Here is a 13,837-nt window from a genome sequence, read left to right as displayed (position 1 = left end):
CAGCGATTTGACAAAGCAAACGCAAAATCCAAAGACCAATCGGTGTACAGCGGCGTACAGCACTGGCGTTTACCGTACAGAGCCGTACACAAACAATCTATTTTCAAGGCCGCACAGCGGCAGAAAGGACAAACTATGAACTATATGAACAATAACCCTATAATCATCGGCATCGACCACGGCTATGGGAATATCAAGACTGCACATTGCTGCTTTCCTACGGGCGTGATCATCTCTGACAAGGAGCCGACCTTCAAAAGCAATCTGCTTGTCTACAACGGCAGCTATTACACCGTGGGCGAAGGTCACAAGGAGTTTATCTCTGACAAAATGACAGACGGTGACTACTATATTCTGACCCTTGCTGCCATTGCAAGAGAGCTGAATATCCGCAAGCAGACCTCTGCCCGTGTGCATTTGGCGGCGGGGCTCCCTCTTACTTGGGTCAGCGAACAGAAGGATAGCTTCAAGGCGTACCTGTTGCAGAATGAAATGGCGGATTTCATTTTCCGTGGTGTCAGCTATCATGTGGAGTTTGCCGGAGCGGACATCTTCCCGCAGGGCTTCTCCGCTGTGGCGGACAGACTGCGGGGATTCAAGGGCATCAATATGCTTTGCGACATTGGCAACGGAACGATGAATGTCATGTATATCAACGAGCGCCGTCCGCTATCTCAGAAGTGCTTCACGGAGAAGTACGGGACAAACCAGTGCATGATTGCTGTCCGGGAAAATCTCATGCGGCAGTTTGGCGCATCGGTAGATGATACGATTCTGGAGCGTGTGATTCGCTTTGGGACGGCAGACATCAGCGAACGCTACCTAACTGCTATCCAGAACACAGCGAGGGATTACACCGCAGGCATCTTCCGCAGACTGCGTGAGCATGAGTATGACCCGGAACTGATGAGGCTCTATGTTGTCGGCGGTGGAAGCTGCATGGTGAAGAATTTCGGAGAATATGATGCCAGCCGGGTGATGATCAATGATGACATCTGCGCCACAGCCAAGGGCTATGAGCTGCTGTCTGCACAGAAAATGCAAAAGAAAGGCGATCTTGTATGAAGCAAATCTACACAACAACACTTCGGCTGAATCTGGAGAACGAAGCAGACCGCAGGGCGTGGGAGCATTTGCAGAGCCTTGACAGGCGAGAATATCGTTCAGTCAGCAAGGCAGTCGTTTCGGCGGTCAACGCTTACTTTGACCGTAGCAAGCAGCTTGCCGATGATCCCTATCTGGAAACACGGGAGAAGGAGGACGCTTTCCTCAGCCGGATCGAGGATACCATCTCACGCAGCTTGCAGAGCTGTACGCCGGTAAGCCTTGGCGGTATCCTACAGCTTATGCAGAGCGCACAGCCTGCCGCTGCTCTTGTTTCGGAGGAAACCGAGGAGGACATTTCAGCTGCGCTGGATTTTGCAGACGGCTTTTGAAATTACTTTTCTTGATTTTACTACTATGTTGGTGGCAATACAATCCGTCTTTGCTACCAAATTGGCAATTCTCAGAATGAGGAAAACAATTTACCATCAGTTCTGCAGGGAGTTGGTATCTGTGTGATACCAGTTCCCTGCTTTTTACTATCACGAAGCCGCCCAGCGGCAGAAAGGAGCCAGATATGGCAAATAAAAAGATCATGACCAAGGAAGAATTGCAGGCCAAGCACCGATTGGAGGAGGCACAAATGCGGGATCGGGCGAAAGAGCGAAAGGCCCGTACCAGACGCTTGATTCAGGAGGGCGCTGTTTTGGAGAAAGTATTTCCAGAGGCTCAGCAAATGGAGCTTGAAAAATTAGAGGACTTGTTATATGAGAAGCTACACTAATCTGCGAGGGGCGTTCCGGGCAACCGGGGCGTCCCTTCCTTTTTTATCCCGAAGGGCGCACTTACTCACCACCTGCGAAGCAGGCGGTGGTATCCCTTCCGTTGGTCGGGCTCGTGCGCTCTTCACGAACTGTCCATCGGACACTTCTCCAGAGAGGGCAGGAAATGCCGCAAGTCAGCATTCCCTGTGCAGTCGGCGCTTCTGCTGATGCAGAGATTGCTGCTTGTCGCACCAATCCGGCAGATACTCTGCCCGCCTCCTGCCTGCGAAAACCTGCCACCGGCAGCTTTATCGCAGATATGGGCAGCAATGCAGCCCATTTTCTCTTTGCAAAGAGAAACAGAAACCAAGGGGTGGCGTTTTACCACCCCCTCACAAAATACGAATCGAGGTGAACGCAAATGGCAATTTACCACTTGGAGGCAAAGGTGGTCAGCCGGGGAGCCGGACGCTCCGCCTGTGCAGCCTCCGCTTATCTCAGCTGCTCCCACATCCTCAATGACTATGACGGAGTACAGCACGATTACACCCGAAAGCAGGGGCTTGTGTGGCAGGAGGTATTCCTGCCGGACATGGCCCCACCCGCATGGCAAGACCGAGAGGTTCTCTGGAACGCCGTGGAGGAAAACGAGAAAACCAAGGACAGCCGCTTAGCCCGTGAGTTTGTGGTAGCCCTGCCCATAGAGTTGTCCCTAGAGCAATGGCAGACGCTGTTGACGGACTTCGTACAAAACCAATTTGTCGCAGACGGGATGTGCGCCGATCTGGCAATCCACGATCCTGATCCACCGGGTCATAATCCACATGCCCACATTCTCTTGACGGTGCGCCCGCTTGATGAAAGCGGCAAATGGCAATACAAAACGGAGAAGGAATATCTCTGCAGCCGTGACGGTGAGGAACGGGGCTTTACCGCTGCCGAGTTTAAGGCTGCACAGGCTGACGGATGGGAGAAACAGTACCAGTACAAGGTAGGCAGGAAGAAAGTGTATATGACACCATCCGCAGCTGAGGAACATGGATATGAGCGTGCCAGCAAGTATCCCAAAAGCACCAAATACGGGAGACAGAATCCCATTTCTGAACGCTGGAACAGCGAGGAACAGCTCCTTATCTGGCGCAAAGCATGGGCAGATGTGACAAACAAATATTTGGAGCGATACGGTCATGAGGAGCGCATCGACCACCGCAGCTTTGTCGAGCGAGGCATTGACGAGCAGCCCACCATCCACGAGGGCGTGATTGCCCGTGCTTTGGAACAGAAAGGTATCGTGTCCGACAGGTGCGAACTCAACCGTCAGATCAAGGCGGACAACAGGCTCCTGCGGGAACTGAAGGCGCAGTTCAAGAAAATTACGGAGGCGGTGAAGAACACGCTGCCCGCTATTGCAGAAGCGTTGGAAAAGCTGCGGGAAAATATGCTGATCTTCTGCTATCAGTTAGGGCATATCCGCAGCAGCAAGAAACAGATGACCGGTGCCTTGAATATTCTGAAGCCAAATCTGGCACAGTACCGCTCCCTTGTGCAGCAGATAAAGGAAACAACCAAAGAACGGAAGTCCCTACTGGCTGAAAAGAAATCCCTTCCTGCGATCCACTTTGTCAGGCACCGTGAGCTTGCCTCCAAAATAGCCGAGTTGACGGAAAAGTTAGAGGAGCTAAAAAGCGAAAAGGCTATGCTGCTTCATTCTCTGGAATACCCAGAGGACGCCACAAGCGATATCTTCCAGCGCCAGATTGACCGCTATGAAGATAATCTCAAACGGCTTGAGGCGCAGGAGAATAAGTATGCCGGAGAGCTGGAGGCTGCATTGTCTGAGTATGCCGAGCTGAAAGAGCAAGCTTCCGGCTTTGATTCCTTGCAGCTTTATCTGGAGCGGAAGGCACTTCGACCTGACAGAGAGAAAGCAGCAGCCCAACGCATTGAAGCGGCTTATGGCGACAAGTTCAGTTGGTGGTTGATGGAGAGTGGCCTACGGGATGTGTCTGGCTATCTTGACGAATATGCACAGGAAAAGACAATGGATCGAGAACTGCGGCAAAGGCGGCGATCGGAGCGGCTTGAGCGTAAGATGAAAAACAGAGATATGGAACGTTAAAAGTGCTGGAGGTTGAAACTTCAGGTGAAGTCTGTGACATAGGGGGATGGAGATAATCCCTATACGTCAAGCGTAAAATAAGCACCGGTATGGGTTTTCCATACCGGTGCTTGCAATATTTAATCGAATTCTATCACTTAAAATCAAAAGAGTTTTCCAACAACTTATCAAGTGCTGCCATCAGTTCCGCTCGAACAGCCTCTCTTTCACTTTCTCCGCCTGCATTTTCGATATAGATGGAATAGTTATCAAATGTGATATAGGCGTAATAGATCACAGTCTTAATTCCTTCGCTGTTTGCATTTGTAACGAAGTAGCCAGCTTTAACTGGCGTATCTCCAACCATAGATACATTTCCCTTGCCAATTACGGTAGTATCCATAAGATTGTTCCCAGACAGCGAAACAACAAATTTCATATCGCTGTAATGACCATCAAAGCCAACAAATGCTACATCGTCCAAGGTAAAGAGGGCATCTCCGGAAATCGGAAGATCACCGAAAATAGTCTGAACCTCATCTTTGGTCAATGCTCGTGCTTGCAAGTTCAAACTCAGAGCAGAGGCTACCGTATCTGCTTTAGTGAAAGATATGGTAGTTCCATCACCTAATGTAGCTGTTTCTGTACTTTTGCCGAATAATCCCATACTAAACACTCCCACCACGATTAGACAGAGACACGCAGCAATTGCCCCAAATTTCAGCCAAATGCTTTTTTGTTTCTTTGCCTGATAACTCGCCGTTTCTTCGATATGACGGCTACCAATGCCACCAACGGCGTCAGAGATGTTCTTTCGTGTCATAAATCATACCCCGCTTTCTGTAAATGATTTTTAAGTTTGCTTCTGATTCGGGAAAGGCGAACAGACACATTGTTATTTGTTGTACGAAGCCTCTTTGCAATTTCTGTAATGCTATCTGAGTACCAATACCTTGCTACAAACATAACCCTGCTTTCCTGATCCAAGCTGTCAAGGAAACGATCAATTTCCTGTGACAGCTCCTTTGCATCCACTTCCTGTTCAATAGTAGATGCAGAAGTTAGGCACTCTTCCAACTCATCAAGTGCAACATCATAGTAACTGTTTCGCTTTAGTGCAGTATTTGCGTGGTATTTTGCGGTAGCGATATTGCGGGTAATACGAAAAATATAGGTTCTGAGTGGGTCAGGTCTTTCTGGAGGAATTGCATTCCACGCAGCAAGGTATGTATCATTTACACATTCTTCTGCGTCGGGTTCGCATTTCAAAATGTTGTTTGCAATTCTTTTGCAAGTTGAACCGTATTTTGCAGCAAGTTCAGCTATTGCCTGCTCAGTACGAGCAAAGAACAGTTCAATGATCTTCACATCCTCTAACAAGGTATCCACCTCCTCACCTATGTACTATGGATCTGGCGGACAATCTTACAGAAGCGAGGGAAAATTTCACACCTTTATTATAGTACATTGCAATTCTATTTTCTATCGCCTCAGCAAAATCGTTTGGCACCAGTCGAGGTCGCTCGGCAGTCTGAAAATATGGTCCTTCGGTTTTGGTAGAGTTGCTCGCAGCAGAGGAGGCGTAACAAAAAATTAAAGGTAGCTGCCCGGACAGAATGGGTTGGGTGGAAAAATAAATAATATCCGAAACAGGATGACGGAAATTGTTAGCGCCGAGTTAATTCGTACACAGTTAGTGTTTAAGTGTTTACAAACAGCCCATTGATATTGTTCGTTTGTGCGTATATAATATATATAACTATTTGATGCGGAGGTAAACTATGTTTGAATACATGACAGTACAGGATGCGGCTAAACTTTGGGGAATATCGGTGCGTCGTGTTCAAAAGCTGTGTGAGGAGAATCGCATTGATGGAATTGTTCGGCTACCTCGTGCATGGCTAATTCCCCAAGATGCCCAAAAGCCGGCTGATGGAAGATATAAACAAAATAAAAATGAATTTATAGCTGACAACAAGGAGAACACACGATGAGTAAATTGTTATTAGTGGAGGATGACCAAAGTATCGTATCCTCATTATCAGACTATTTAGGAAATGAAGGGTTCAAAATCGAAAATGCTCCCGGTCAAAAAGAAGCAATAGAAAAATTGGATAGCGACCAATACGATATAGCCTTGGTGGACATTCAATTATCAAACGGAAATGGTTTTTCTGTTTGTTCTGCAATTAAAGAAAGAGGAACTATGCCAGTTATTTTCTTAACGGCTTCTGATGATGAATATAGTGTTGTGGCTGGGTTAGATATGGGGGCTGACGATTATATCAGCAAACCGTTCAGACCAAGAGAACTGCTTTCAAGGATCAACAGCGTATTAAGGAGAACTAAGAACACACAAAACATTATCAGTTACCTCGACTTAGTTGTGGACACAAATCAAGCAACCGTATCAAAGAATGGGAAAGAGATTTTGTTGTCTGCTATGGAATATAAGTTGCTGTTAGTCTTTTTGCGTAACAAAGGTATTGTCCTTTCTCGCAGAAGATTGTTGGAGCTTTTATGGGACACTACTGGGGAGTTTATCAATGATAATACATTGACTGTCTATATGAAAAGGCTACGTGACAAAATTGAAACCAATCCGCAGGAGCCGGAAATCATAATTACCGTTCGTGGGCTTGGCTATAAGGTGGGTTGATATGGACTTTATCAGAAATAAAGAAGTTAAAAGGCAAATTGTTGTCAGCAGTATTCTTATTCTATTTTGGGGCGGCATTGGCATTATCGTTGATAGCAAAGCTGTGTGGATTGTTCTGTCGGCTATCATTTCATCCAGTGCAGTTTCCCTCTTTTTCACATATCAGAGATACAAGAAAATTGCTGATTTTAGTTTGCATATTGATAGGCTGTTACATGGAGATGAAAAAATTTCTTTTGGGCAGTTTCAAGAAGGTGAGTTATCTGTTTTACATGATGAAATATCCAAGATGACAAGACGGCTTATTGAACAGGCAGAAGCTCTGAAAATGGAGAAAGGTAATTTGGCAAATGCTTTAGCCGATATTTCACATCAATTAAAAACACCTTTGACATCGCTGAATATCTTAAATGCTTCTCTGTGTAATGAGGAACTGACTGACGAAGAAAGGTATGAGCTGATCCGCGAACAGACTATGCTCTTATCAAGAATGGAGTGGCTGATAGCCACACTTCTGAAAATATCCAAGCTGGATGCAGGAACGATTACTCTAAAGCCACAGGCGGTATACTTAAAAGATGTGGTAGAAAAAGCAATTCGTCCTCTGGAGATTGCGGCAGAATTAAAAATGCAGACAATCACGCAAGTGATTCCGGCAGAATTAAAACTATCTCTTGATACTGATTGGACTGCTGAAGCCTTGGGGAATGTAATCAAAAACTGTATCGAACATTCACCAGAGGGCAGCACTATCGAAATCAAGGCAATAGAAAGACCTCTTTTGACACAGATCATTATAGAGGATAGCGGAACAGGTTTTCAGGAAAAAGACATCCCCCATTTATTTGACCGATTTTATCAAGGAAGTGGCTCTACAATCGGTAATGCCGGTTTGGGGTTGGCTCTGGCAAAGACGATCATTGTCAATCAGGGTGGTGTCATCCAAGCGAAAAATCGGGAGTCAGGCGGTGCAAAATTTGAAATCTGCTTTTATCGGGGGACTGCTTAATGCAGCCCCTTTTTAAGTGACATTTTTGTAATGAAAAAGTAATGAAGCAGTCACTTGGCTTTGCTATACTGAATTGCAAAAATATATGGAGGAACTTTTTATGGAGATATTAAGAGTAGAGAATATCTGCAAAACCTATGAAATGGACAATGCTCCTGTCCATGCTTTGTCAGATGTTTCTTTTTCCGTCGATAAAGGAGAGTTTGTTGCAATCATTGGAGCATCTGGGTCTGGCAAGTCTACCCTGTTGCACATTTTAGGTGGTGTTGACAGACCGACTTCGGGAAAAGTATTTGTGGATGGACAGGATGTTTATGAGCAAAATGAAGATGAATTGGCTGTATTCAGAAGAAGGCAGGTTGGGCTTGTCTATCAGTTTTATAATCTGATCCCGGTTTTGACTGTCGAGGAAAATATCACGCTGCCGATTCGATTGGATGGGCGTAAAATCAATCAGGAGCGTTTGAAAGAACTGCTATCCACACTCAAACTGGTAAAGCGTAGAAAGCACCTGCCAAGTCAGTTATCCGGCGGTCAACAACAAAGAGTGGCAATCGGACGAGCGTTGATTAACGCACCTGCGATTATCCTTGCGGATGAGCCAACGGGAAATCTGGACACGGAGAACACAAGGGATATTATGAAACTTCTGCGTGAATCCAATGAAGTCTATCGCCAGACAATGATCCTGATTACCCATGACCGTGAAATCGCAATGCAGGCAGACCGTATTCTGGAAATTCAGGATGGCAGACTTGTGAGGGATGAGGTGATACGCTGATGAATATGATTTTCATGCTTACACTCAGGAATCTGTTGTCGAATAAAAAGCGTACCCTACTCACACTTTTAACCATTCTTTTGTCAATCAGTATGATAACCGCTATTCTCTGTGGGGGATGGTCGTTGGTTGATTTTTTGAAAGAGAAAGAAAAAGTGTATGGTGGCGATTATGACTACTACATGGAGGATTTGACTTGGGAGCAGGTTCAAGAGCTATATAGTCAAAACAATGTAGGCGAAGTTTCGCTTCTCCGCTTTGCCGGAAACAGTTTTTACGGGGAGAAATCCAACAGTACAATGCTCTCCGTTGGCGAGATTGACGAGAACTTTACCCAAAGATTTTCGTTAAATCAGTATTTGCTTGCAGGGCGTTTCCCGCAAGATGAAAATGAGATTGTTATTTCAGAATCTTTTTTGAAGAAAAACAACATGAATACAGAGATTGGAGATACGATTTCTTTAACTCTTGGTTCAAGAATTTGGGATGAATATAATGCCCAGCTTTCCGGGCTGACAAATTATAGGGGCGAAGAAGAAAGCTTCGTTCCAACAAAAGAGAAAGCGTATGTAGTTGTTGGTATTCTGTCAGATGTGAATGACTCAAAAATCGCAGCAAACTATAATGCCTTTGCAGGTGTTGACAAAACGGCATCCGATTTTGCTGCGTATGTCAAGGCAAAGAATTTATCCAATTCGATCTATACAGAAGCCGAAGAAGTGGCTGCGGCAGTAGACAGTCATGTAGCAAAGTTTCATTCGGAATTGTTAGTCTATCATGGAATTACCGGGGGTAAAGGAGCTGCAAAACTGATTGCTTTGGTGGTCATGGTCGTTTGTCTTTTGATGGCTGCATCTGCTTCAATGATCAGCAACGCCCTCTCCATTTCCTTACAGGAACGAATTAAGCAGATGGGAATGCTATCCAGTATTGGAGCCACAAAAGGGCAAAAACGCCTTAGCGTATATTTAGAAGCCTTCCTTTTGGGAGTGGTGAGCATACCCTTTGGATTGGTTGTTGGTATCCTGCTATCTGCTCTGTTATTAAGTGTGGTCAGGGCAGCTTTTGGAGAAACATTCACTTTTGGCATCGTAGAACTGTCCTTGAAGGTAAACGGATTGATCCTGCTCGTCAGCGGATTATCCGGCATTGCTTCTTTGTACTTCGGAAGTAGAAAGCCTGTGAAGCAAGCAGCTAAAATTACAGTTATTGAAGCGATCCGCCAGTCTAACAATGCGGTATCAAGAAAGAAATTCCGTGACGGAAAAATCGTTTCTTTGGTTTTTGGCATTTATGGTTCGTTAGCAGCAAAAAATATTAAGCGTAATCCAAAACGCTTCCGAGCGATTACCGGCTCTATTTTCTTGTCGGTGGTAATTGCCCTTTCCTTATATAGTTTCTCTGATTTTATGCTTTATCAGACATCCTTGGATATGAAGGAGGACGGTTCCTGTTATACTGATGTGATTTCGATGATTCAATACAAAGATATTCCTGTCGCAATCGGGGCATTATCGGATGAAAATATCACTGCGGATGTTTCCTATTCTTTTCAGCGATATATGACCGCTGAATTTTCGCAGGAACAAATCAATCCTGATATGCAAGGATATTTTATCAATGGTACGAAAGCAGAGGTATATGTCGTAGGATTGGACGAAGAACATTTTGTCTCTTTTTGCGATGAAAATGGATTCAGTCTGGATGTGACAAATTTCAATCATGGAATTTTGCTCAATCAGACTATGGGATACTATAATTCGGCACAAAATCGGGTAATTGCAGGCTCACCGTTTCTTATTGAACCGGGAACAGAAATCATTCCGCTGGGGGCATCCGAGGATGCCTTGCCGATTATCGTGGAAGAAATCGTTTCAGAAGAAAATGCAAATATCCAATCCATGTTTGTGAGAGATCGAGCTGTCCTCATCGTGCCTTTAAGTTATTTTAACTTGCTGATAGATGATAACGCCTATGTGGAAATGAGAATACAGACAGCACAGCATAAAGAAGCAATGGAATGTCTGGCTGACAGAGGATTTCCGCAAACTGTGGACATTGCAGCCGCAACGAATAATTCCAGACAGGTATATACGATTGCAAAACTGGTAATCTGCCTGTTCTCGATCCTGATGACGGTTATTATCAGCTTGAATGTTTGTAACACTATCTCGAATACGATTCATTTGAGAAGAAGCGAATTTGCTGTTCTGCGTTCTGTTGGTATGACTGCCAAAGGATTAAAATGTACGCTATTGCTCGAAGCTGTTTTGTACGGCGTAAAAGCATTGGTTCTTGCGTTGCCTGTGAGCTTTTTGATTCATTGTGCTATCTACTACTTCATATCGTCGGGTATGACACCATTTGCTTTTTATATGAACGGCGGTATTTATGCTCTTGCAGTTATGGCTGTCGGCGCTATGGTATGTATCGCTATGCTGTTTGCTGTTAGAAGCGTATCAAAGGTGGAAATTGTAGAGGAACTGAAATTGAGCAATATGTAATCATTCAATCTAACAAAGCAACTGAAACAGAGGTAATAGAAATTGCGTAAAAAGAAACTGGTAAAGAGAGTTGCAGGCATTGCTTTGACTGTTGGTGCAGTTATACTTGCCATTGTATGTGTTGGTAAAGTAAATCGCATTCAGAACGAAAAAGATATTATTGGCACATGGAAGGATGCAAATGCTGAGGAGATATTTACCTTTCAAGAAAACGGGGAACTTGCTGTGAGTAAAGATATGCCCGATTCGGGTCTATCCTGCGGTGACGCATATTATAGTTTTTCTTACTCGGATATAATCTGTGTTACACAGGGAAATAGTAGTGTAGAATTTGAGATAGAAGTAGATCAAAACGAATTGAAAATCTTCTTCATGGGACAAGAATATCTGGAATTGGAAAAGTAATGATTACAAATAAAAGAAAACCATTGAGCCGATAATTCGCATCCTTTGCGGACTAACGGCTCTGCATATATTTTGAACGCTATTTTCAGAAACATTGTGTTTTGCAGAAAAGCCCCTTGACAAATTCCATCTCAGAAGCGTATTCTTGAAACCTATGCAAAGCAGAACGGTTTTTCCAATCTGCGCTGGTACACGGACGATGGTTATTCTGGTGCGAACTTCCAAAGACCGGGCTTTCAATCCATGCTTGCGGATATTGAAGCCGGGAAAGTGGCTACTGTTATCGTAAAGGATATGTCACGGTTAGGGCGAAACTACCTGCAGGTGGGAATGTATACCGAGATGATTTTCCCACAAAAAGGCGTCCGCTTTATCGCCATAAACGATGGAGTGGACAGCGCACAGGGCGACAATGATTTTGCCCCTTTGCGGAACATTTTCAACGAATGGCTGGTGAGAGATACGAGCAAGAAAATCAAAGCCGTAAAACGGTCAAAAGGCATGAGCGGCAAGCCTGTTACGAGCAAACCCGTGTACGGCTACCTCATGGACGAGGACGAAAATTTCATCATTGACGAGGAAGCCGCACCCGTAGTCAAGCAGATATACCGTCTGTGCCTTGCCGGGAACGGTCCGACCAAGATAGCCCGTATGCTGACCGAGCAGGAAATCCCAACGCCGGGAACGCTGGAATACCGCAGGACGGGCAGCACACGCCGCTATCACCCCGGCTATGAGTGCAAATGGGCGACAAATACCGTGGTGCATATCCTTGAAAACCGGGAGTACATGGGCTGTTTGGTGAACTTCAAGACGGAGAAACCGTCCTACAAGACCAAGCACAGCATAGAAAATCCCATTGAGAAACAGGCAATTTTCGAGAACCACCATGAGCCTATCATCGACACCCAGACATGGGAGCGTGTGCAGGAATTACGCAAACAGCGCAAGCGTCCGAACCGCTATGATGAAGTGGGCTTGTTCTCTGGTATGCTCTTTTGCGCGGACTGCGGCAGCGTCATGTATCAGCAGCGTTACCAGACCGATAAGCGGAAACAGGACTGCTATATCTGCGGGAACTACAAGAAGCGCACCCATGACTGCACCGCACATTTTATCCGCACCGACCTTTTGACTGCGGGCGTTCTCTCCAATCTACGGAAAGTGACGAGCTATGCGGCAAAGCATGAAGCCCGGTTTATGAAGCTGCTGATCGAGCAGAACGAGGACGGCGGCAAACGCCGGAACGCCGCCAAGAAAAAGGAACTGGAAGCTGCCGAAAAGCGTATCGGTGAACTTTCCGCTATTTTCAAGCGGCTGTATGAGGACAGCGTAAGCGGTCGCATTTCTGACGAGCGTTTCACGGAGCTTTCGGCAGACTATGAAGCCGAACAGCAGGAATTGAAAGAGCGTGTTGCCAGAATACAGGCGGAGCTTTCCAAAGCACAGGAAGCTACCGTAAACGCAGAAAAGTTTATGAACATTGTCCGCAAGCACATGAACTTTGAAGAACTGACCCACACCCTCTTGCGTGAGTTTGTAGAGAAAATCGTTGTGCATGAGTGCAGCTACGATGAAAACGGCACACGCAGACAGGATATTGAGATTTACTATTCTTTCGTCGGCAAGGTGGACTTGCCCGAATGACCGCCCGCCCTATCCGATACCAAAGACAAGTATCGGATAGGAAAGGCAAAATTTTTTACACTTCTATTACTTCTTTATCACACATAAGCAAAATCCCAGGGCATGAAGCAGCTCATGGCCGGCGCTGGTGTAGCCGTGGTCGGCATGGTCCTTGTACCTCTGCTCTCCGGGCTGTTCTCTGTCTAAGCGTCCCTGCATGAAATCCTTGCCGCTCCCGCAGTTTTGCGGGGGCGGCGGAAAGGAGGTTGACACCGTATGGATTTCTTACTTGAAGCCCTGACAAATTGGCTGAAAGAAATGCTGGTGGGCGGTATTATGAGCAACCTTTCGGGGATGTTTGACAGCGTAAACCAACAAGTCGCGGATATATCCGTACAGGTAGGCCAGACCCCACAGGGATGGAATGGCAGTATTTTCAGCATGATTGAGAACCTGTCAAACTCCATTATGGTGCCGATTGCAGGCGTGATCCTGGCTATCGTGATGACCGTAGACCTGATCCAGATGATCGCAGACAAGAACAACCTGCATGATGTGGACACCTGGATGATTTTTAAGTGGGTGTTCAAATCAGCCGCCGCCATCCTCATTGTCACAAACACATGGAATATCGTGATGGGCGTCTTTGATATGGCGCAGAGCGTAGTAGCGCAGGCAGCAGGGATCATCGGTTCGGATGCGTCCATTGACATTTCTTCTGTTTTGGCAGATATGGAGCCGAGACTTATGGAAATGGATCTGGGACCGCTATTCGGGCTTTGGTTCCAGTCCCTCTTTATTGGCATTACCATGTGGGCGCTGTATATCTGTATCTTTATCGTCATTTATGGCCGTATGATTGAGATCTACCGCGCGTCCAGAAGCGCCGCTTTTCATCCAAAGGCGGTGTGCGGGCATTTTGGGAACCCGGCTTTAGCAAGCCGGTA

Annotated in this window: 13 protein-coding genes and 2 pseudogenes; 13 read left to right on the top strand and 2 right to left on the bottom strand. The window is 45.8% G+C overall.

Annotation, left to right across the window (positions count from 1 at the left end):
• The first annotated feature begins 135 nt into the window (after window positions 1-135).
• The 4 genes from GPK90_RS04030 to mobQ all read left to right on the top strand — a co-directional run bounded on the left by GPK90_RS04030 (window position 136) and on the right by mobQ (window position 3,927).
• Window positions 136-1,065 (top strand): ParM/StbA family protein, encoded by a 930-nt coding sequence (locus GPK90_RS04030; protein WP_055145311.1) that lies wholly within the window; start codon window positions 136-138, stop codon window positions 1,063-1,065.
• Window positions 1,062-1,436 carry a hypothetical protein gene (locus GPK90_RS04025; RefSeq protein WP_055145314.1) on the top strand — a complete coding sequence of 125 codons (375 nt, stop codon included), beginning with the start codon at window positions 1,062-1,064 and terminating at the stop codon, window positions 1,434-1,436. The genes GPK90_RS04030 and GPK90_RS04025 overlap by 4 nt, the downstream gene beginning before the upstream one ends.
• Window positions 1,437-1,639: 203 nt before the next feature.
• Window positions 1,640-1,828: a hypothetical protein gene (locus GPK90_RS04020; RefSeq protein WP_055145756.1), complete on the top strand. Its 189-nt coding sequence runs from the start codon at window positions 1,640-1,642 to the stop codon at window positions 1,826-1,828.
• 401 nt (window positions 1,829-2,229) lie between these two features.
• A complete protein-coding gene (gene mobQ / locus GPK90_RS04015) occupies window positions 2,230-3,927 on the top strand; it encodes a MobQ family relaxase (RefSeq protein ID WP_055145320.1) in 1,698 nt (565 codons plus the stop codon).
• A gap of 133 nt (window positions 3,928-4,060) precedes the next feature.
• Here mobQ and GPK90_RS04010 read toward each other — a convergent pair whose 3' ends face one another.
• Window positions 4,061-4,729, bottom strand: coding sequence for a hypothetical protein (locus GPK90_RS04010; RefSeq protein WP_055145323.1), 669 nt, complete (start codon window positions 4,727-4,729; stop codon window positions 4,061-4,063).
• Complete coding sequence (locus tag GPK90_RS04005; protein ID WP_055145326.1) at window positions 4,726-5,286, bottom strand: RNA polymerase sigma factor; 561 nt, start codon at window positions 5,284-5,286, stop codon at window positions 4,726-4,728. Before GPK90_RS04005 ends, GPK90_RS04010 begins: the two co-directional genes overlap by 4 nt.
• 401 nt (window positions 5,287-5,687) lie before the next feature.
• Here GPK90_RS04005 and GPK90_RS04000 point away from each other — a divergent pair, with 401 nt between their 5' ends.
• From GPK90_RS04000 to GPK90_RS03960, 9 genes and pseudogenes are all read left to right on the top strand, one after another.
• The gene (locus GPK90_RS04000) at window positions 5,688-5,900 is read left to right on the top strand and encodes a helix-turn-helix domain-containing protein (protein ID WP_055145329.1); all 213 of its coding nucleotides are present in this window, start codon (window positions 5,688-5,690) and stop codon (window positions 5,898-5,900) included.
• A complete protein-coding gene (locus GPK90_RS03995; RefSeq protein ID WP_055145332.1) occupies window positions 5,897-6,565 on the top strand; it encodes a response regulator transcription factor in 669 nt (222 codons plus the stop codon). The genes GPK90_RS04000 and GPK90_RS03995 overlap by 4 nt, the downstream gene beginning before the upstream one ends.
• A 1-nt stretch (window position 6,566) precedes the next feature.
• Window positions 6,567-7,574, top strand: coding sequence for a sensor histidine kinase (locus GPK90_RS03990; protein ID WP_055145335.1), 1,008 nt, complete (start codon window positions 6,567-6,569; stop codon window positions 7,572-7,574).
• A 100-nt stretch (window positions 7,575-7,674) separates the two neighbouring features.
• On the top strand, window positions 7,675-8,355 hold the full coding sequence (locus GPK90_RS03985) for an ABC transporter ATP-binding protein (RefSeq protein ID WP_055145338.1): 681 nt from the start codon (window positions 7,675-7,677) through the stop codon (window positions 8,353-8,355).
• Complete coding sequence (locus tag GPK90_RS03980) at window positions 8,355-10,859, top strand: ABC transporter permease (RefSeq protein ID WP_055145341.1); 2,505 nt, start codon at window positions 8,355-8,357, stop codon at window positions 10,857-10,859. The genes GPK90_RS03985 and GPK90_RS03980 overlap by 1 nt, the downstream gene beginning before the upstream one ends.
• Before the next feature lie 42 nt (window positions 10,860-10,901).
• Complete coding sequence (locus tag GPK90_RS03975) at window positions 10,902-11,264, top strand: hypothetical protein (protein WP_055145343.1); 363 nt, start codon at window positions 10,902-10,904, stop codon at window positions 11,262-11,264.
• Between the two features lie 123 nt (window positions 11,265-11,387).
• Window positions 11,388-12,911: pseudogene (locus GPK90_RS03970) on the top strand (recombinase family protein); the annotation flags it as partial.
• 87 nt (window positions 12,912-12,998) lie between these two features.
• Window positions 12,999-13,097: pseudogene (locus tag GPK90_RS19505) on the top strand (Maff2 family mobile element protein); the annotation flags it as partial.
• 69 nt (window positions 13,098-13,166) lie between these two features.
• Window positions 13,167-13,837, top strand: a 671-nt coding sequence (locus GPK90_RS03960) for a VirB6/TrbL-like conjugal transfer protein, CD1112 family (protein WP_252197345.1), incomplete at its 3' end; no start/stop codon positions are given.

It is taken from the genome of Clostridium sp. MCC344 (genome assembly GCF_018785365.1).
Lineage (GTDB): Bacteria > Bacillota > Clostridia > Lachnospirales > Lachnospiraceae > Pilosibacter.
Note: the sequence above shows the minus strand (reverse complement) of the source record. Positions and strands in the feature narration are given on the sequence as shown.